The following is an 18,474-nucleotide window of genomic DNA, read 5'->3' as shown; positions in this document are numbered from 1 at the left end:
TTGGAATCCGGGTTCGCAACGCCCGAGACCTTCACACGCGCGTTCGTGCAGCGGTTCGAGATCAGTCCATCGGAGTATCGGAGGATGCTGCGCGCGTACCGCGAGCACGCGGACCTGGCGCAGCAGAGCACGACGTTTGCGGGCTTCGCAGAAGAGACGCCGCTGACACTCCGTTATGACCTCGATGCCGTCCCGGTACGGGTTGAGAGCACCCCCGAGCGGCACCTGCTCGTCCTCCGTCATCGCGGGTACAACGGCCTCGGCATCGGGCACCCATCGGTCGAGCCGTGGCAGCAGCTGAGGGCCTTCGCGATAGAGCACGGCATCGCCCACTCCTCCGACCTCCTCGTGGGCATCACCCCAGATGACCCTTACGTGGTGGACAACGAGCAGATCCGCTTCGACGCTGGCATCCCCATTGCCGCACCGATAGATCCACCCCACCCCTTCACCTACCGCCAGATGCCGGCGCAGGTGTGCGTCGCGCATCGGCACACCGGCGGTGCAGAGCAGATCGCGAAGACCTTCGCGGCTATCGGGGTGCAATGGATGCCCTCAGAAGGGTGGCGGTTGCGCTGCGCACCGCCCTTCGAGATCCATCACGTCGACCAGCGCGCGAACGACGCCGTTCGCGTCAGCTGGACAGACGCCTATGTGCCTCTTGATCACCACCCCGACCATCACCCAGGAGAAGGCCCATGATCGCTTTCGAGTTCACCGAGCACATCGACAGATCGCAACAGGAAGTGTTCGCAGTGCTGGCAGATCCCACAAGGGCGGTCGACTACGTCGACGGTGTCGTGAAGAGCGTGAAGGTGACGGATGGCCCGCTCGCTGTGGGGTCCGTCATCGAGGAGACGCGCCGAGTGAAGAGCAAGGAGGCGACGGGGCAGCTGCAGATCGTGGCTCTCGAGCCGCCCACCGCTTTTGCGGTCGCCAGCGAGGCGGAGGGCATCACCGCGACCTACGTCTACCGGCTGCACCCGGCCGGCACCGGCACGCGGATCGAGTGGACGTGCGAGCTCGCCGCCGGCGGACTGCGGCGGATGATGCTGCCCCTGGTGGCCGCGATCACAAAGAAGGAGGACGGCGACCATCTGGCCCGACTCAAGGCATACATCGAATCGCAGCGAGCAACGGAGACCGCCTCGTGATGCCTTCCGACACCAGCGTCGACGAGGCGCTGGACCGGGCAACCGGGCCACGACGCGGCGAGGTAACCGAACTCCTCGAGCTCTTCGAGCACGTTGCACAGCGCCCGCCGGTGGTGTGGGCGGAACGGATTGTCGGGTTCGGCCAATACGGCTACGCGTACGACAGCGGGCGAGAGGGTATCGCGCCTGAGATCGCCTTCGCTTCCGGGTCCAAGCACACGCTTTACCTGGTCGAGGGGTTTGCCGAGCGGTGGCCCGACCTGCTCGAGCGGCTCGGTCCACACCGCACCAGTAGCGCGTGCCTCTACCTCCCCCGATTGTCGGGGGTGGACCAAGATGCGCTGCGGGAACTACTCGATCGCTCCCTCGCCGTCATTCGAGACGTGCACGGCGACGGCAAATGAGCATGGCGTCTCTCGTCCAAGTAGCCCAGCGCGTGGTCGATCTGGAACGCGCCACAGCCTTCTATTCCGCACTGCTCGGCTCCGCCCCTGTGGCCCGATTCGATCCGCCCGGTTTGGTGTTCTTCGATCTCGACGGCGTCCGTTTGCTACTCGAGAGCGCGGCACCGTCAGCGCTGCTCTACCTCCGCGTCGATGATCTGGAGTTAGCCGTCGACCGAGCCGGCGAGGTCGAAATCGTATCCCCGGGGCGGCCGATCTTCACTCACACCACAGATGCGCTCGGACCAGCAGGGCGAGAAGAATGGCAAGCATTCATTCGCGACCCCGAAGGAAATCTCGTAGGTCTAGTGGCGTTCAGAGATCCAGCGGAAATCAAGTACTGACGGCTTCGACGAAGCTGGCCGCAGCCGTCGTGGACAACTCAGCACAGAATCTGGCCGCACTCCGGTGGACATCTTCGGTGGGAGATCCCGGCTCTGTGGCTGGCACCGCGGACAACTCTGAGCGGTTCCTACACCTCCCGTCACGCGGAGGCACCGTCATCCGTTCCGCACACCACTCGGCAGATCCGACCGCCGCGGCCCGCGGACCTGAGGCTCGCGTACGCCCCCGATGCGGACGGAGACCCTGATGCGGGCGAGGTCATCTGGACGTGGGTGCCCTACGTCGAGAACGACGGGCGGGGAAAGGATCGTCCTGTGCTCGTCATCGCTCGGCGCGACGACGACCACGTGTACGGCGTGCGGCTGACCAGCAGGGCTCACGACGGAGACCGCGATTTCCTCCCGCTCGGCTCGGGGGCGTGGGATTCGCAGGGGCGACCATCCTGGGTGGATATCGAGCAGATCTACCTCGTCCACCGGGACGGCATGCGCCGGGAAGCCGCAGCTCTCGACCTCGAGCGATTCACGCGCGTCGCGCGGGCGCTGCAGCAGCGCTACGGATGGGATGCCGGAGCCTGACCGTCCGTGAACCCACGGACCCCGCCCGCACGCAAAGACCCCCGCCGAGGCGGGGGTCAGAAGTGGGCGATACCGGACTCGAACCGATGACCTCTTCCGTGTGAAGGAAGCGCGCTACCAACTGCGCCAATCGCCCATGGCCGTGAGGCCGGATACCGATCCTACCCGACGCGGACGGCCGCGAACGACACCGGCGGCGAGGACACACCCGGGGCGCGGCTGGTTTTGCACTCGGCCCGTCCTGGGCTAAAGTCATTCAAGCGCCCGGGGAAATCCGGGAGCATGCGGATGTAGCGCAGTTGGTAGCGCATCACCTTGCCAAGGTGAGGGTCGCGAGTTCGAGTCTCGTCATCCGCTCGAGTGCAGTGGTTCCTGGAACCAGCACGTGGGGTCAAACCACACGCGGTGGCGTGGCCGAGCGGCTAGGCACCGGCCTGCAAAGCCGTTTACACGGGTTCGAATCCCGTCGCCACCTCGCTCACAACTTCATAGCCCATACGGGCGCGATTGGCGCAGCGGTAGCGCGCTTCCCTGACACGGAAGAGGTCACTGGTTCGATCCCAGTATCGCGCACAGAACTAAACCCCCGGTTTACCGGGGGTTTTTTCATTGTTCGGTTCTGCGCGGGCTATCGTCTCGGCATGGAATCCGACGGCCTGGTGCGGGAGATCAGGGACGCGCTTCGCGCACGGGCTGATCCCGAGAGGGCGATGGCCCAGCAGGCGTACATGAAGTCGGCGCTCCCGTTCTACGGGGTGCGCCTTCCCGAGGTCCGCGCGGTGGCACGTGCGGCCGCGCGACCTTACGACATCCCGGTCGCGGCGGAGGCGGCATCCGTTCTCTGGGACACCGTCACCCGCCGGGAGGAGTGGTACGCCGCGATGGCCCTCCGAGGCCTTCCCGGGTTACGTCAGGCGCCGGACACCCTCGGGGTCGTGACCGCCATGGTCCGGTTCGGGCGATGGTGGGACATCACGGACGAACTGAGCCACCGCGTAGCCGACATGCTGGACGCGGATGCCGTGACCACCGCGCGCGCGGTCCGCGCGTGGAGCGTCGACGAGGACCTCTGGATGCGGCGGCTCGCGATCATCTCCCAACTCGGCAGGAAGCACAACACGGATCGCGCGCTCCTGGCCGACGTCATCGAGCCCAACCGCGGGGACGCGGAGTTCTTCGTCGCCAAGGCGATCGGCTGGGCGCTCCGCGACTACGCGCGGACAGATCCGGACTGGGTGCGCGCCTACCTCGATGCTCACGACCTCCGCGCATTGTCGCGCCGGGAGGCCGCGCGTCACCTGCTCTAGCGGGGTGCCCCGAGGGCGAGCGGGACCACCGCGAGGAAGAGGGTGAGCGGAGCGATCACAAGGCCCAGGATGACGAAGTTCCGCCACCGCACCGGCACCCCGGCGGAGCGGAGCCGATCCGCCCAGAGCAGGGTCGCGAGCGACGCCCACGGGGTGACGAGGGGCCCGGCGTTCACGCCGACGAGCAGAGCGGCCAGACGCGCGGGGGAGTCCGCCACCGCCTCGAGGGCGAGGTAGGCGGGGAGGTTGTTGATGCCGTTGGCGAGGAGCGCGCTGGCTCCCGCGAGCTGCCAGAGTGAGAACAGATCCTCACCGGACCCGGCGATCACCCCGAGCACCCGTCCGCTTCCGAGCGACTCGAGCGCCGCGACGGCGGTGAAGAGACCGAGTACGAAGATCAGCAACGACCAGGGGACGAGCCGCACCGACAGCGCTTTCGGTGCGCGCCAGGCGAAGACCGCGGCCAGGACGAGCGCGGCGGCCGTCGCGGGGATCCAGGGCTCCAGACCGCTCACGAGGAGGGGGAGGAGAGCGCCGGTCACGACACCGGCCGCGATCAGGAGGGGACGATCCGCAGTGACGGGTTCCGACGCGGTCGGATGCGTCCGGGGGAGCCGCGGCAGGAAGACCACCGACAGCACTCCGACCGAGACCACGATCGCGAGCAGGGCCGACGGCCCGAGAAGCCGGAGGAAGGCCGCCGGATCGTTGCCGGTGCCGAGGCGGTCCAGGGAGAGCAGATTGGTGAGGTTCGACACGGGAAGGACCAGCGACGCGGTGTTCGCCAGCACGACGGTGACGAACGCGAAAGGCAGCGGGTCGAGTCGCCTCGACACCGCCACCGCCACCACAACCGGCGTGAGCAGGACCGCGGTGGTGTCGAGGGAGAGGAACGCGGTCGCGGTGACGGCGAGCGCGACGATGAGGATCCACAGCACCGCGGTCCGCCCGCGCGCGAGCCGCGCCAGACGGCCGGCGAGGAGGTCGAAGAGCCCGGCTCTCGCGGCGAGCTCGGAGACGACGGTGACGGACACGACGAACACGAGGACGGGCCAGACCCGCTCCGCAACCGTCACGAGCTCCGCGGGCGGAAAAATGCCGACCCCCACGGCGATCGCGCCGAGAGCGGCGAGCGCCGCGCCGATGATCGCCAGAGTCACCGCTCCATACTGGGCCACGGGAAGGCCCGCCGTGTCCGACCGGCCGGGATGCGGCCGGTAGCCTTGATCGCGACCCTTCAGGAGAACGCTGTGACAGATGCCGCCCTGCCCTCGGACGCCGCTCGGCCCGCCGACGGCTTCGCCCTTTTCCCCGACCGCTCCGTCGTCGCCCTGCGGGTCAACGGCGAGTTGAAGGACCTGGCGACGGTCGTGCACGACGGCGACGCCGTCGAGCCGGTGACCGTCGACAGCGCCGACGGTCTCGACATCCTCCGCCACTCCGCCGCGCACGTCCTCGCGCAGGCGGTGCAGCGGATCCGCCCGCAGGCGAACCTCGGGATCGGCCCGCCCATCACGGACGGCTTCTACTACGACTTCGGCGTCGATGAGCCGTTCACGCCGGAGGACCTCAAGGCGATCAAGAAGGAGATGGAGCGCATCGTCCGCGAGGGCCAGCGCTTCGTCCGCCGCGTCGTCTCGGACGACGAGGCGCGCGCGGAGCTCGCCGACGAGCCCTTCAAGCTCGAGCTGATCGGCCTCAAGGGTGCCGGCGCGGAGAAGACCGAGGGGGCGTCGGTCGAGGTCGGTGCCGGAGAGCTCACGATCTACGACAACGTCTCCCGCGATGGTGAGACGGCGTGGAAGGACCTCTGCCGCGGCCCTCACGTGCCCAACACCCGCATGATCGGCAACGGCTGGGACCTGCAGCGCGTGGCGGGCGCCTATTGGCGCGGGAGCGAGAAGAACCCCCAGCTCCAGCGCATCTACGGCACGGCCTGGCCGACCAAGGACGAGCTGCGCGCCTACCAGCACCGGCTCGAGGAGGCCGCGCGACGCGACCACCGGAAGCTCGGCGCCGAGCTGGATCTCTTCTCCTTCCCCGACGAGATCGGTCCCGGGCTTGCGGTGTTCCACCCCAAGGGCGGCATCATCCGCTACGAGATCGAGCAGTACATGCGTCGACGCCTCCTCGCCGCGGACTACGAGATGGTGAATTCCCCGCACATCACCAAGGGCGACCTGTTCATGACGAGCGGGCACCTGCAGTGGTACGCCGACGGCATGTACCCCCCGATGGAGCTGGACGAGGTGGTGGATGCCGAGGGGCACGTCACTCGGCAGGGGCAGGAGTACTACCTCAAGCCCATGAACTGCCCGTTCCACAACCTGATCTTCCGTTCGCGCGGGCGCAGCTACCGCGAGCTGCCGCTCCGCCTCGCGGAGTTCGGCACGGTGTACCGCTACGAGAAGAGCGGCACCCTGGCGGGTCTCACCCGGGTGCGGGGGATGACGCAGGACGACGCGCACATCTACGTCACCTCCGACCAGGTGCGCGACGAGCTGACGAGCAACCTCGAATTCGTCCTCTCGGTGCTCCGCGACTACGGCCTCGAGGACTTCTACCTCGAGCTGTCGACGAAGGAGGAGGGCAACCCGAAGTTCATCGGCGACGACGCGCTGTGGTCGCAGGCGACGGAGACCCTGCGGGAGGTGGCCGAGGCGTCGGGTCTCGAGCTCGTTCCCGACCCGGGGGGCGCGGCGTTCTACGGTCCGAAGATCTCGGTGCAGGCGCGCGATGCGATCGGGCGCACGTGGCAGATGTCCACGATCCAGCTCGACTTCAACCAGCCGGAGCGCTTCGAGCTGGAGTACACCGGTCCCGACGGCGACAAGCACCGCCCGATCATGATCCACCGTGCGCTGTTCGGTTCGATCGAGCGCTTCTTCGCGATCCTGCTCGAGCACTACGCGGGGGCCTTCCCGGTGTGGCTCGCGCCGGTCCAGGTCGTGGCGATCCCGGTCGCCGACGAGTATGCCGACTACCTGGGTGAGATCGTCCGGGAACTGCGCGAGCGCGGCGTGCGGGCGGAGCTCGATCGCTCCGACGACCGGATGCAGAAGAAGATCCGCACCCACACGACGCAGAAGGTTCCTCTGCAGCTCATCGCGGGCGAGCAGGACCGCGCCGGCGGCACCGTGTCCTTCCGCTTCCGGGACGGCTCGCAGCGCAACGGCATCCCGATCGCCGAGGCGGTGTCCCACATCCTCGGCGCGATCGAGGGGCGCGTGCTCGTGAACACCGCGGAGGACCTCGGGTGAGCGACGGGCGGGACACGGATGCCGATGCCTCGGTGACCGGATCGGATGCCTTCGCGGGCGTCCCGGACGAGTTCCAGCGGCTGTGGACCCCGCATCGCATGGCGTACATCCAGGCGGGGCGCGAACCGCACCACGAGGAGTGCCCGTTCTGTGCGGCGCCGGAGAAGTCCGATGAGGACGGCCTCATCGTCGCGCGCGGCCGCACGGCCTACGTGCTGCTCAATCTCTTCCCGTACAACTCCGGTCACCTGCTGGTCTGCCCGTATCGTCACATCTCGACGTACGATCAGGCGACGCCCGAAGAGGTCGCCGAGATCGGCGCTCTCACCCAGGTGGGGATGCGGGTCCTCCGCGAGACCTCGCGGTGCGAGGGGTTCAACCTCGGCATGAACCAGGGCGCCGTGGCCGGTGCGGGAGTGGACGGCCACCTCCATCAGCACATCGTCCCGCGGTGGTCGTCGGACGCGAACTTCTTCCCCATCGTCGCCAAGACCAAGGCGCTCCCGCAGCTCCTCGGCGACGTGCGACACACGCTGGCTGAGGCCTGGCCGCACTGACCGGTTCCCTGTGGACAACGCAGGGTTCCTCCACCGCCGCGTGGGTAGGGTCGTGCGGGTGATCTCCCCTTTCCTGAAGAGTCTTCCCGTCGCCGTTCTGACGACGGCCGTGTTCGCCGCGACTCTGGCGGGGTGCGCCCCCGCCCCCGCCCCCTCGGATTCCGAGGGGCCGACCGCGGCGGCAGCCACGCCGACGCCATCGGTTCCCGTGGAGGGGGAGGAGGGTCCGGCGCTGGACATGGAGGCGGCCATCCTCGAGCGCGAGGAGTTCTTGGACGCGCAGCAGCAGCCCCGCGACGGCTCGCTGCTCTCGGCGAAGACACCCGAGCAGCAGGAGTTCATCGCGCAGCAGCGCGCCTATCTCGAATCCCAGGGTGCGACCTGGGCGCCCGAGACCGAGTCGCTCCTGCTCGCGACGACGCTCGACGCGTGCGAGACGGCGATCCTCAACAACCATCGCACCGACGCGGACATCTTCGCGATGCACGTGAACTCGTCGCCGATCTTCGCCCAGGTCACGCAGGGGGATGCCGCAGCCGAGCAGGGACTCGCGAGCATCATGGTGTTCGGGATGTCGTTCGTGTGCCCCTCGGACGCGGAGCAGTGGGATGCGGCCTACACCGAGGTGTACGGCTGAGAGTCCTCAGCGGACCTGTTCGACGGCGAACTGCATCCGAGGGTGGGCGTAGGCCTCCTGCGACTCGATGAGGCGCAGCTCCCGCTCGCCCGAATCGAAGGTGTTCTGCAGCAGATCGAACACACTCGAGGTGGTCCGCGCGAGCGCGTCGGCGGCGTTCCCCGTGGCGGTGAGGTGGGCGGTGAACAGCGCCGCGGTGACGTCGCCTGAGCCGTTCGCCTTCATCGGGATGTGCGGGGTCCGCACGAGCCACGCGCCGTCGTCGGTGACGGCGAGCATCTCGATCGTCCCCTCGGGGCGGTCGGGTCGCTCGACGCTCGTCACGAGCACCGTCCGCGGACCCATCGCGCGTGCGCGGTCGGCGGATTCCAGGGTCGAGGCGAGGTCGGCGGGCTCGGTGCCGGTGAGGAAGCCGAGCTCGAACTGGTTCGGGGTGATGATGTCCGCTGCCGGGACGACCTTCTCGCGCAGGAGTACGGGGATCGCCGGGGCGACGAAGCAGCCGCTCTTGGCGTTGCCCATCACCGGGTCGCACGCGTAGACCGCAGCGGGATTGGCTTCCTTCACACGCGCGACGGCATCGAGGATCACGTCCGCGATCCCTTCGCCGCCCTGGTATCCCGACAGCACGACGTCGATATCGCCGAAGACGCCCCGCTCGCCGATGCCCTCGATGACGGCGGCGACATCGTCCGGGGCGATGAGCGGCCCGCGCCAGGCGCCGTAACCGGTGTGATTGGAGAAGTTGACGGTGTACACCGGGAGCACTTCGACCCCGATGCGCTGAAGGGGGAAGACGGCGGCCGAATTGCCGACATGGCCGTAGGCGACCGCGGACTGGATCGAGAGGATCTTCACCGGACGATCATCCCACTGCCCGGGTGCCCACGGTCGCCTCGACGGCGGCGAGGAGGTCGCGCAGGAGGGATGCGGCATCCGTCGCGGTCAGGTCGTGCACCGTCAGGCGCAGGTGGAAGCGGGCGGCGTCGTCGCCCAGGAGGAACTCGTCGCCGGGGCGGGCGAGCCAGCCGCGACGCATGAGCTGTTCGCAGACGTCGCGGGCGGGCGACGGCAGCCGCACCCACAGGTTCAGCCCGTCACCCGTCGACACCGTCAGCCCCTCGCTCCGCAGGGCTTCGGCGAACGCGGTGTTCCGTTCGGCGTAGTGGACCGCCGCCGCCTCGATGCCCGACCGCACCTCCGGGTCCGTCACCAGGGCATGGGTGAGGCGCTGCAGGAGGTGGCTGACCCAGGTGGTGCCCGGACTGAGCCGCTGCGCCAGTCGCGACCCGGTTTCGGGATCGGATGCCGTCACCGCCAGGCACATGTCGGGACCGAGGAACTTCGACACCGACCGGACCAGGGCCCACCGTTCGTGGTCGCTCGGGATGACCGAGGCATGCGGCATCCGCGAGAGGAGGGAGAAGTGATCGTCCTCGATCACGAGCACGTACGGGTGGGCGGCGAGCTCTGCCCGCAGCTGCTCCGCCCGGCGCTCCGTGATGCTCGCCCCGGTCGGGTTCTGCGCGCGCGGCGTGCAGACCACCGCGCGGACGCCGTCGGCGAGCGCCGCCCGCAGACCGTCCACCGTCATGCCCTCGTCGTCGACGGGGACCGGAACGGCGCGATACCCCCCGAGGCGCACGGTGTTCAGGCTCGCCAGGAAGCACGGGTCCTCCAGCGCCACGCCGTCGTCACGCGTCAGGTAGGTGGACAGGAGACGGTCGATCGCGTCGGAGGCGCCGCTCGTGATCGTGAGCCGCATCGGCTTCTCCGGGGGCAGCGCGGCGCGCATCCACTCGTCCGCCCACGCCTCGAGGTCGCGATCGATCACGGGCTCTCCGTAGAGGACGGGCCGGCCGACGATGCGCGTGAGCGCCGACGTCGGATCCGGGATCCGCGCGGGATCCGGATTGCCCGTCCCCACATCACGCAGAACGGTGTCGGCGGCGAACCCGTCCTGCGCGACCGTCGCAGGGCCCGTCACGTGCGTTCCTGCGCGGCCGCGCGAGACCACGAGCCCGGCCTGAGCGAGCTGACGGTACGCCGCCATGACGGTGTTGCGGTTGACGTCGAGGGCCTCCGCGAGGGCGCGCACCGGGGGGAGGGCGTCGCCCGCGCCGAGCAGGCCGCGCTCCATGCGCTCCCGAAGGCTCTCGGCGATCTCGTTCGCCGTCCCGCCCCGGATCCCCGAAAGGGCGTCGCGGTCGTTGCGGAGCATGCTGCGAGTCTATGCGCGCGCCACCCCGCGTCCGCCCCGTGCTACCTTTTGGCCTAGGCCAAACGTCAGGCTGCCCTCACCCGTCGAAACGGAGCGCCATGTCCACCTCCACCACCGGTTCCTCCCGCGTCAAGCGGGGCCTTGCGGAGATGCTGAAGGGCGGCGTCATCATGGACGTCGTGACGCCGGAGCAGGCGCGCATCGCTGAGGACGCCGGCGCCGTGGCCGTCATGGCCCTCGAGCGCGTGCCGGCCGACATCCGCGCCCAGGGCGGGGTGTCGCGCATGAGCGACCCCGACATGATCGACGGGATCATCGAGGCCGTGTCGATCCCCGTGATGGCGAAGGCGCGCATCGGGCACTTCGTCGAGGCGCAGGTGCTGCAGGAGCTCGGTGTCGACTACATCGACGAGTCCGAGGTCCTCTCTCCCGCGGATTACGTCCACCACATCGACAAGTGGAAGTACACCGTCCCCTTCGTCTGCGGCGCGACGAACCTCGGTGAAGCGCTCCGCCGCATCAACGAGGGCGCCGCGATGATCCGCTCGAAGGGCGAGGCCGGCACGGGCGACGTCTCGGAGGCGATGAAGCACATCCGCAAGATCCGAGGCGAGGTCGCCGCCCTCGGCGCGCTGACCAAGGACGAACTGTACGTCGCCGCGAAGGAGCTCCAGGCTCCGTACGAGCTCGTCGCCGAGGTCGCCGAGACCGGGGCGCTCCCCGTCGTCCTCTTCGTCGCCGGCGGCGTGGCGACCCCCGCGGATGCCGCGATGATGATGCAGATGGGGGCGGACGGCGTGTTCGTCGGCTCCGGCATCTTCAAGTCCGGCAACCCCGCCGAGCGGGCCGCCGCCATCGTGAAGGCGACGACCTTCTTCGACGACCCCAAGGTCATCGCGGACGTCTCCCGCGGGCTCGGCGAGGCGATGGTGGGCATCAACGTCTCCGACCTCCCCGCGCCCCACCGCCTGGCCGAGCGCGGCTGGTGACGCACCGGCCCCGCGTCGGCATCCTCGCCCTCCAGGGGGACGTGCGCGAGCACGCGCGCGTGTTCGCAGAGCTGGATGCGGATGTCCGACTCGTCCGTCGACCGGAAGATCTCTCCCTCATCGACGGACTGGTCCTGCCCGGCGGCGAATCGAGCGTCATCGACAAGCTGGCGCGGGCGTTCGGGATGCGGGAGCCGATCCGTGAGGCGATCGCCGGGGGGCTCCCGGTCTACGGCACTTGCGCGGGCATGATCCTCCTCGCCGATCGTCTGGAGAACCCGATCGCCGGTCAGCAGACCTTCGGCGGGCTGGACGCGACGGTCCGCCGGAACGCGTTCGGAGGACAGGTCGAGTCGTTCGAGGTCGCGCTGGAGGTGCCGGTGCTCGGGGCGCCGCCCGTCCACGCCGCCTTCATCCGTGCTCCCGTGGTGGTCGACTGCGGCGCGGGCGTCGAACCCCTCGCCGCGCTCGCCGACGGTCGGGTCGTGGCCGTCCGGCAGGGGGCGATCCTCGCGACCGCGTTCCACCCCGAGGTCAGCGGAGAGACGCGTTTCCACGCGCTCTTCCTCCGCATGCTCCGCGCCCGCTGAGTCTCGCCGGTAGGATCGAGCGCATGTCCGGACACTCCAAATGGGCTACGACCAAGCACAAGAAGGCGGTCATCGACTCCCGCCGTGCCAAGTCGTGGGCCAAGCTGATCAAGAACATCGAAGTCGCCGCGAAGCTCGGCGGTCCCGACCTGCAGGGCAACCCCACCCTGTTCGACGCGGTCCTCAAGGCCAAGAAGACATCGGTGCCGAAGGACAACATCGACCGCGCGATCAAGCGCGGCGCGGGGATCGGCGGCGAGTCCGTCGAATACTCCTCGATCATGTACGAGGGGTACGGCCCGAACGGCGTCGCCCTGCTGATCGAGTGTCTGACCGACAACAAGAACCGTGCCGCCGCCGAGGTCCGCACCGCCCTCAGTCGCAACGGGGGGACACTCGCCGATCCCGGCAGCGTCGCCTACAACTTCTCCCGCAAGGGTGTCATCGTCGTCTCCGGTGAGGAGACCAACGAGGACGACGTCATGCTGGCGGTCCTCGAGGCCGGTGCCGAGGAGGTCGAGCCGCACGCGCAGGGATTCGAGGTCATCACCGAGGCATCCGATCTCGTGACCGTCCGCAGTGCCCTTCAGGACGCCGGGATCGAGTACGAATCGGCCGACGTGGAGTTCGTCCCCAACCTCAAGGTGGAGATCGACGCCGAGACCGCACGCAAGGTCTTCCGGCTCATCGACGCGCTCGAGGACAGCGACGACGTCCAGAACGTCTTCAGCAACTTCGACCTCACGGCCGACGTGCAGGCCGAGCTCGAGCAGGACGACTGATCGCCCGTCCCCGGCCCGGCGTCGCGGCATCCGTCACGTCCGCGCGTACCGTGGACGGGTGACGTCGTCGGTGCGGGTGCTCGGGATCGATCCCGGACTGACCCGTTGTGGGATCGGCATCGTCGACGTGCGTGCCGACCGCTCGGCCACCCTCGTGCACGTGGGTGTCGCGCGGTCGGATCCTGTCGCGCCGATCGAGGTGCGGCTCGCGGCGATCGCAGCCGGGATCAGGGCGGCCGTCGACGCCCACGCTCCGGACGTCGTGGCCGTCGAGCGGGTGTTCGCACAGCACAACCGCCAGACGGTCATGGGCACCGCGCAGGCCAGTGGCATCGCCCTGCTGGTGGCGGGGGAGCGAGGTCTCCCCGCCGCGACCCACACGCCGTCCGAGGTGAAGGCGGCCATCACCGGATACGGCTCCGCCGACAAGCGACAGGTGCAGGCGATGGTCGCGCGCGTTCTGCGCCTGGACGCGCTGCCCACCCCCGCGGATGCCGCCGATGCGCTCGCCATCGCTCTCTGCCATGCCTGGCGTCGGCCCCTCGGTCCGGTCGGGGGAGGGGCGGCACTGACTCCCGCGCAGCGCGCCTGGGCGCAGGCGGAACGTCGTGCGCGCTCCTGAGCGTGTTGCTCGAACAAACATGCGATACGACGTAAGGTCGGAGGATGATCTCATCACTCCGGGGACGCGTCACTCACGCCGACGATGACGGCGTCGTCGTAGAAGTGGGCGGTGTGGGACTCGCGGTCGCGGTGACCCCCGCGGTCGGCCGGTCCGCCCACATCGGCGCGGAGCTGATGCTTCACACGACGCTGGTCGTCCGGGAGGACGCGCTGTCGCTCTTCGGGTTCGACACCCGCGAAGAGTTGCGTGTGTTCACCCAGCTCCTCGGCGTCACCGGCGTCGGCCCGAAATCCGCTCTCGGAGTGCTGTCCTCGCTGACCGTCGGGCAGATCGCGGATGCCGTGGCCGCAGAGGACGATGCGCCGTTCCGCCGCGTGTCGGGCATCGGCCCCAAGACCGCCAAGCTCATCGTGGTCCAGCTGACGGGCAAACTCGACCACGTCGTCTCCTCCGGCGCGTCCGGCGGCGGTTCCCCGGTCGCGCCGGGCGTCGCCGCGCAGGTCGTGGCCGCCCTCGTCGGACTCGGCTGGCCCGAGCGCACCGCGGCACCCGTCGTGGAGGAGGTGCTCGCCGACGCCTCCGAGGCGGATGGTGCGTCGGTGCCGGCGCTTCTCCGCCTGGCACTGGTGCAGCTCGGCCCCCGCCGGAAGGAGGCCGTCGGTGGATGATCTGAGGGACGTCGACGAGCCTGTCGACGAGTCCGAGCTCGCGATCGAAGGCGCCCTGCGGCCGTCCTCGCTGGCGGAGTTCGTCGGACAGCAGAAGGTGCGCGGACAGCTGCAGCTGCTTCTCGACGCGGCGCGGATCCAGCAGCGTCCGGCGGACCACATCCTCCTGTCGGGGCCTCCGGGGCTCGGCAAGACGACGCTGGCGATGATCGTGGCGCACGAGAGCGACAGGCCGCTGCGGCTGTCGAGCGGTCCGGCCATCCAGCACGCGGGGGACCTCGCCGCTCTCCTGTCGAGCCTCACCCCCGGTGAGGTGCTGTTCATCGACGAGGTGCATCGGATGGCGCGCTCCGCGGAGGAGATGCTCTACCTCGCGATGGAGGACTTCCGCATCGACATCATGGTCGGCAAGGGAGCGGGGGCGACGAGCATCCCCCTGGACCTCGCGCCGTTCACCCTGGTGGGAGCGACCACACGCTCGGGACTCCTCCCCAATCCGCTGCGTGACCGGTTCGGCTTCACCGCGCACCTGGAGTATTACGAACCCGTGGAGCTCGAGCGCGTCATCGAGCGCTCGGCACGCCTCATCGGCGTGGCGGTGCCGCCGGAGGCTCGCGCCGAGATCGCGCGGCGCTCCCGTGGAACACCCCGTATCGCCAACCGGCTCCTCCGGCGGGTGCGCGACTACCTCATCGTCCACGGTGACGGCGCGGACGCCGACCACGCCATCGTCGACGCGGCGCTCGACCTCTACGACGTCGATCCGATCGGTCTGGACCGGCTCGACCGGGCGGTCCTCGACGCCGTCGTGCGTCGGTTCCGCGGTGGTCCCGTCGGTCTCAGCACGCTCGCGGTCACCGTGGGGGAAGAGGCGGAGACGATCGAATCCGTCGTCGAGCCGTACCTGGTGCGGATCGGGTTCCTCGGGCGTACGCCTCGCGGACGCGTCGCGACTCCGGAGGCTTATGCGCACCTGGGCGTCCGCAGCCCCGAATCGATGCTCGAACTCGATGACCTATAATCGCTGAAGGCTTGCGCCGACCCCCTAGGCAGTGCCGCCCCGGCCACGCCCTCTCGAAAGGCCCCTCCTTCTTCATGGACTTCCTCGCCAATTACGGCCTGCTCATCCTGCTGATCGCCCTGCTGGTGTTCATGTTCTGGAGCTCCCGCCGGCGCATGCAGCGCCAGAAGCTCGAGCAGGAGGAGCGCGCCCGCCAGACCGTGCCCGGTGCCGAGGTCCTCCTGCAGGGCGGTCTCTACGGCACGATCGTGGAGTACGACCCCGAGAACCTCGATCAGCCCGCGATCGTCGAGCTCGCCCCCGGCGTCGAGATCAAGGTGCACAGCCAGGCGATCCTCCGCGTCGTCTCCCCGACCGAGGGCGCCGTCAGCGAGGACGACTACCTCGCGGCCGAGCAGAGCCACGAGGAGTACGCCGAGGCCGTCGCCGACGGCGAGATCACCTCGATCAGCGACGACCGTCGTGCCGCGGGTGCTCACGAGGCGATCGACCCCGACGCCGAGCCCGGCAAGCCCCAGGCCTGACCCGTCCTCCGGGACGTCCCCACCAGAAAGCTGAGTCCGTGGCGACTTCCACCCCCGTTCGCAATGCCTGGCGCGCGCTGACCGGACTGCTGGCGATCACCGCCGTGCTGTTCGGCATCAATGCCCTCGGTGTCCACGTCTTCCAGCAGAGCTCCTGGGTTCCCGAGCTTGCTCTGGACCTCCAGGGCGGCACGCAGATCGTCCTCGAGGCGCAGACCGAGGACGGTGTCGCACCCTCCGAGGAGCAGATGGCCCAGGCGGTCACGATCATCCGCCAGCGCGTCGACGCCTCCGGCGTCAGCGAAGCGGACGTCACCACGCAGGCCGGCAACCAGATCGTCGTTCAGATCCCCGGTCAGGCCGACCAGGAGACGCGCGACCGGATCGAGGCATCCGCACAGCTCCAGCTCCGCGCCGTGTTGTTCGCGGGCAGTCCCGCGACGAGCTTCGTCGGCGAGGACGGCACGGAGACGCCGTATCCGACCCCGGATCCCTCGCTGGTGGCGACTCCGACGGCATCGCCGACGAACGGCAGCGACCTCGCCTGGATCACCCCCGCCCTTGAGGCGGAGTTCCTCGCCTACGACTGCGCGGACCCGGCCAACGACCCCGCTCAGGCTCCGGCCGACCAGCCGCTCATCACCTGCGACCCGACCGGCGCGCAGAAGTACATCCTCGGCCCCGTCGAGCTCGACGGCTCCGCGATCGACGACGCCACCTTCGGTCTGCAGTCCAACAACGGTCAGTGGGCGGTCAACCTCCGCTTCGACACCGAGGGCACCGAGACCTTCGCCGCGATCAGCCAGCGCCTCTACGGCGCCACGCCGCCGCTGAACCAGTTCGCCTTCGTCCTCGATGGCTCGGTGCTCTCCGCGCCCTCGATGAACGCGATCATCGTCGGCGGAGACCCGAGCATCACCGGCAGCTTCACCCAGGAGAGCGCGCAGGTGCTCGCCGACCAGCTCAAGTACGGTGCGCTGCCGCTCAGCTTCAACGTCGAGAGCTCCAACACCGTCTCGGCGACCCTCGGTTCCCAGCAGCTCCAGATCGGTCTCATCGCCGGTCTCATCGGCCTGTTGCTCGTCGCGATCTACTCTGTCGTCGTCTACCGCGCCCTCGGCTTCGTGATCGTCGCGTCGCTCATCGTCATGGGTGTGCTCACGTACGTCATGTTGGCGATCCTCGCCTGGCGCATGGGCTTCCGCCTCTCGCTCGCCGGCGTCGCGGGCATCATCGTGACCATCGGCTTCACTGCGGACTCGTTCATCGTCTACTTCGAACGCATCAGAGACGAGATGCGCGACGGGAAGTCGATCACCAGTGCCGTCGAGGACGGCTGGGCGCGGGCGAAGCGGACGATCTACATCTCGAAGTCCATCAACGTCCTGGCCGCGGTCGTCCTGTACGTGCTGGCCGACGCGAGCGTGAAGGGCTTCGCCTTCACGCTAGGTCTCACCACGCTGATCGACATCCTCATCTTCATCCTCTTCACCCACCCGGTGCTCCAGCTGCTCGCGAGGACGAAGTTCTTCGGCTCCGGGCATCCGCTCTCCGGACTCGACCCCGACGCGCTCGGCGCGGTGTACCGCGGGCGCGCCCAGTTCCGCAGCCCCGTCGCCGCCGGATCCGCGGGGGCGGCCAAGCGTGCAGGCCGTGCACGGGGTGAAGCAGTGCGACGCCAGACGATCGCCGAACGCAAGCAGGCGGAGCTCCAGGCCGCGGGTGCGGACCGGACATCGTCGACCACCGGCAAGGAGGGAGACCGCTGATGCGCTCCATGAATCAGCTCGGCAACGACCTCTACACCGGTAAGGTCTCGTTCCCGTTCGTCGGCCGTCGGCGGCTGTGGTTCCTCATCGCGGCGATCCTCGTCATCGGTGCGGCGCTCGTTCCGCTGTTCCGTCCGATCCAGTTCTCCATCGAGTTCACCGGCGGCTCTCAGTTCACGGTGAACAACGTGGTCGACACCGACCAGTTGATCGCCGACGAGGCAGTGCGGTCGGTGGTTCCGACCGCGACCACGCGCGTGGCGACGGTCGGTGAGGACACGATCCGCGTTCAGACGGACCAGCTGACGGATGCCGAGACGCGCGACGTGTCCGCTGCCCTCTCCGAGGCGTACGACGTCCCCGTCGCCGACATCAGCGAGTCCTTCATCGGTCCCAGTTGGGGTGCGGACGTCACGCGTCAGTCGCTGTGGGGGTTGGCGATCTTCCTCGCCTTGACGTTCCTGATCCTCGCCCTGTACTTCCGTACGTGGAAGATGTCGGTGGCAGCCATCATCGGTCTGGTCGATGTCCTCGTGATCACGATCGGCATCTACGCGCTCTTCGGCTTCGAGATTTCGCCGGCCGGTGTCATCGGCTTCCTGACGATCTTGTCGTACGCGCTGTACGACACCACCGTGGTGTTCGACAAGATCAGGGAGAACACCACGGAAGACGGCGAGATATCGGGTCGCACCTTCGGGGAGTCCGTGAACCTCGCGGTGAACCAGACGCTGGTGCGTTCGATCAACACGACGGTCGTCGCAGCGCTCCCGACCGCAGCGATCCTCATCATCGGCGTCATCTGGATGGGCGCGCAGACGCTCACAGACCTGTCGCTGGCGATCTTCGTCGGAACGATCGTGGCGGCGTACTCCACCCTGTTCGTCGCCGCGCCGCTCTACTCGCTGCTCCGGGAGCGCGAGCCCAACCTGGTCGCGCGCGACCAGCGCGTGCTCGAGGCTCGCGAGCTGGCCGGCACCCCCGCCTGACTCGGCTCGCCGCCC

The 18,474-nt window shown here is 68.8% G+C and carries 21 protein-coding genes and 4 tRNA genes; 21 read left to right on the top strand and 4 right to left on the bottom strand.

What is annotated here, in order from left to right; all coding sequences use genetic code 11:
* Positions 1 to 84: 84 nt before the first annotated feature.
* From LTL01_RS13485 to LTL01_RS14950, 5 genes are all read left to right on the top strand, one after another.
* On the top strand, positions 85 to 702 hold the full coding sequence (locus tag LTL01_RS13485; protein WP_228164526.1) for an AraC family transcriptional regulator: 618 nt from the start codon (positions 85 to 87) through the stop codon (positions 700 to 702).
* A complete protein-coding gene (locus tag LTL01_RS13480; protein ID WP_054687628.1) occupies positions 699 to 1,154 on the top strand; it encodes an SRPBCC family protein in 456 nt (151 codons plus the stop codon). The genes LTL01_RS13485 and LTL01_RS13480 overlap by 4 nt, the downstream gene beginning before the upstream one ends.
* Complete coding sequence (locus LTL01_RS13475) at positions 1,154 to 1,558, top strand: DUF1801 domain-containing protein (RefSeq protein ID WP_062637438.1); 405 nt, start codon at positions 1,154 to 1,156, stop codon at positions 1,556 to 1,558. The genes LTL01_RS13480 and LTL01_RS13475 overlap by 1 nt, the downstream gene beginning before the upstream one ends.
* A 2-nt stretch (positions 1,559 to 1,560) precedes the next feature.
* Positions 1,561 to 1,941: a VOC family protein gene (locus LTL01_RS13470; RefSeq protein WP_082802998.1), complete on the top strand. Its 381-nt coding sequence runs from the start codon at positions 1,561 to 1,563 to the stop codon at positions 1,939 to 1,941.
* A gap of 273 nt (positions 1,942 to 2,214) precedes the next feature.
* A complete protein-coding gene (locus LTL01_RS14950; RefSeq protein WP_372461354.1) occupies positions 2,215 to 2,520 on the top strand; it encodes a type II toxin-antitoxin system PemK/MazF family toxin in 306 nt (101 codons plus the stop codon).
* A gap of 63 nt (positions 2,521 to 2,583) precedes the next feature.
* On the opposite strand, the gene LTL01_RS13460 is transcribed toward LTL01_RS14950, so the two are convergent.
* A tRNA-Val gene (locus tag LTL01_RS13460) sits at positions 2,584 to 2,656 on the bottom strand.
* 148 nt (positions 2,657 to 2,804) lie between these two features.
* On the opposite strand from LTL01_RS13460, the gene LTL01_RS13455 reads away from it, so the two are divergent.
* The 4 genes from LTL01_RS13455 (at position 2,805) to LTL01_RS13440 (ending at position 3,827) form a co-directional block, all read left to right on the top strand.
* A tRNA-Gly gene (locus tag LTL01_RS13455) sits at positions 2,805 to 2,877 on the top strand.
* Between the two features lie 47 nt (positions 2,878 to 2,924).
* Positions 2,925 to 2,995 (top strand) — tRNA-Cys (locus tag LTL01_RS13450).
* A gap of 26 nt (positions 2,996 to 3,021) precedes the next feature.
* Positions 3,022 to 3,093: transfer RNA gene (locus LTL01_RS13445), tRNA-Val, on the top strand.
* A gap of 68 nt (positions 3,094 to 3,161) precedes the next feature.
* Entirely contained in the window at positions 3,162 to 3,827 is a 666-nt protein-coding gene (locus LTL01_RS13440; RefSeq protein WP_236968925.1) for a DNA alkylation repair protein, read from the top strand.
* Here the strand turns inward: LTL01_RS13440 and LTL01_RS13435 are convergent.
* Positions 3,824 to 4,987 (bottom strand): SLC13 family permease, encoded by a 1,164-nt coding sequence (locus LTL01_RS13435; protein ID WP_236968924.1) that lies wholly within the window; start codon positions 4,985 to 4,987, stop codon positions 3,824 to 3,826. The genes LTL01_RS13440 and LTL01_RS13435 overlap by 4 nt on opposite strands.
* 48 nt (positions 4,988 to 5,035) lie before the next feature.
* On the opposite strand from LTL01_RS13435, the gene thrS reads away from it, so the two are divergent.
* From thrS to LTL01_RS13420, 3 genes are read left to right on the top strand one after another with little or no spacing between them, the layout of a single operon-like run.
* Positions 5,036 to 7,087 carry a threonine--tRNA ligase gene (gene thrS, locus LTL01_RS13430; protein WP_372461353.1) on the top strand — a complete coding sequence of 684 codons (2,052 nt, stop codon included), beginning with the start codon at positions 5,036 to 5,038 and terminating at the stop codon, positions 7,085 to 7,087.
* Positions 7,084 to 7,644: an HIT family protein gene (locus LTL01_RS13425; protein WP_053547405.1), complete on the top strand. Its 561-nt coding sequence runs from the start codon at positions 7,084 to 7,086 to the stop codon at positions 7,642 to 7,644. The genes thrS and LTL01_RS13425 overlap by 4 nt, the downstream gene beginning before the upstream one ends.
* Positions 7,645 to 7,702: 58 nt before the next feature.
* Positions 7,703 to 8,281, top strand: coding sequence for a hypothetical protein (locus tag LTL01_RS13420; RefSeq protein WP_236968922.1), 579 nt, complete (start codon positions 7,703 to 7,705; stop codon positions 8,279 to 8,281).
* A gap of 6 nt (positions 8,282 to 8,287) precedes the next feature.
* Here the strand turns inward: LTL01_RS13420 and pdxY are convergent, their stop codons facing one another.
* Together pdxY and LTL01_RS13410 are read right to left on the bottom strand one after the other, a co-directional pair.
* The gene (gene pdxY / locus LTL01_RS13415; RefSeq protein WP_236968921.1) at positions 8,288 to 9,139 is read right to left on the bottom strand and encodes a pyridoxal kinase PdxY; all 852 of its coding nucleotides are present in this window, start codon (positions 9,137 to 9,139) and stop codon (positions 8,288 to 8,290) included.
* A gap of 7 nt (positions 9,140 to 9,146) precedes the next feature.
* Positions 9,147 to 10,502, bottom strand: coding sequence for an aminotransferase class I/II-fold pyridoxal phosphate-dependent enzyme (locus LTL01_RS13410; protein WP_236968920.1), 1,356 nt, complete (start codon positions 10,500 to 10,502; stop codon positions 9,147 to 9,149).
* Between the two features lie 98 nt (positions 10,503 to 10,600).
* Here LTL01_RS13410 and pdxS point away from each other — a divergent pair, with 98 nt between their 5' ends.
* The 9 genes from pdxS (at position 10,601) to secF (ending at position 18,459) form a co-directional block, all read left to right on the top strand.
* Positions 10,601 to 11,491 carry a pyridoxal 5'-phosphate synthase lyase subunit PdxS gene (gene pdxS, locus LTL01_RS13405; RefSeq protein ID WP_236968919.1) on the top strand — a complete coding sequence of 297 codons (891 nt, stop codon included), beginning with the start codon at positions 10,601 to 10,603 and terminating at the stop codon, positions 11,489 to 11,491.
* Positions 11,485 to 12,081 (top strand): pyridoxal 5'-phosphate synthase glutaminase subunit PdxT, encoded by a 597-nt coding sequence (gene pdxT, locus LTL01_RS13400; RefSeq protein ID WP_236968931.1) that lies wholly within the window; start codon positions 11,485 to 11,487, stop codon positions 12,079 to 12,081. The genes pdxS and pdxT overlap by 7 nt, the downstream gene beginning before the upstream one ends.
* Before the next feature lie 23 nt (positions 12,082 to 12,104).
* A complete protein-coding gene (locus tag LTL01_RS13395) occupies positions 12,105 to 12,863 on the top strand; it encodes a YebC/PmpR family DNA-binding transcriptional regulator (RefSeq protein ID WP_053547411.1) in 759 nt (252 codons plus the stop codon).
* A 58-nt stretch (positions 12,864 to 12,921) separates the two neighbouring features.
* Positions 12,922 to 13,485 (top strand): crossover junction endodeoxyribonuclease RuvC, encoded by a 564-nt coding sequence (gene ruvC / locus LTL01_RS13390; protein ID WP_236968918.1) that lies wholly within the window; start codon positions 12,922 to 12,924, stop codon positions 13,483 to 13,485.
* A 44-nt stretch (positions 13,486 to 13,529) separates the two neighbouring features.
* The gene (gene ruvA, locus LTL01_RS13385; protein WP_236968917.1) at positions 13,530 to 14,156 is read left to right on the top strand and encodes a Holliday junction branch migration protein RuvA; all 627 of its coding nucleotides are present in this window, start codon (positions 13,530 to 13,532) and stop codon (positions 14,154 to 14,156) included.
* Positions 14,149 to 15,177, top strand: coding sequence for a Holliday junction branch migration DNA helicase RuvB (gene ruvB, locus LTL01_RS13380; protein ID WP_053547414.1), 1,029 nt, complete (start codon positions 14,149 to 14,151; stop codon positions 15,175 to 15,177). Before ruvA ends, ruvB begins: the two co-directional genes overlap by 8 nt.
* Before the next feature lie 74 nt (positions 15,178 to 15,251).
* Positions 15,252 to 15,701, top strand: a complete 450-nt coding sequence (locus tag LTL01_RS13375; protein ID WP_053547415.1) for a preprotein translocase subunit YajC — start codon at positions 15,252 to 15,254, stop codon at positions 15,699 to 15,701.
* Positions 15,702 to 15,739: 38 nt separating this feature from the next.
* Positions 15,740 to 17,470 (top strand): protein translocase subunit SecD, encoded by a 1,731-nt coding sequence (gene secD / locus LTL01_RS13370; protein ID WP_236968916.1) that lies wholly within the window; start codon positions 15,740 to 15,742, stop codon positions 17,468 to 17,470.
* Positions 17,470 to 18,459, top strand: coding sequence for a protein translocase subunit SecF (gene secF, locus LTL01_RS13365; RefSeq protein WP_053547417.1), 990 nt, complete (start codon positions 17,470 to 17,472; stop codon positions 18,457 to 18,459). Before secD ends, secF begins: the two co-directional genes overlap by 1 nt.
* Positions 18,460 to 18,474: the final 15 nt, after the last annotated feature.

The sequence above is a fragment of the Microbacterium aurantiacum genome (assembly GCF_021654035.1).
GTDB lineage: Bacteria > Actinomycetota > Actinomycetes > Actinomycetales > Microbacteriaceae > Microbacterium > Microbacterium aurantiacum.
This window is presented reverse-complemented; position numbering and strand designations above follow the sequence as displayed.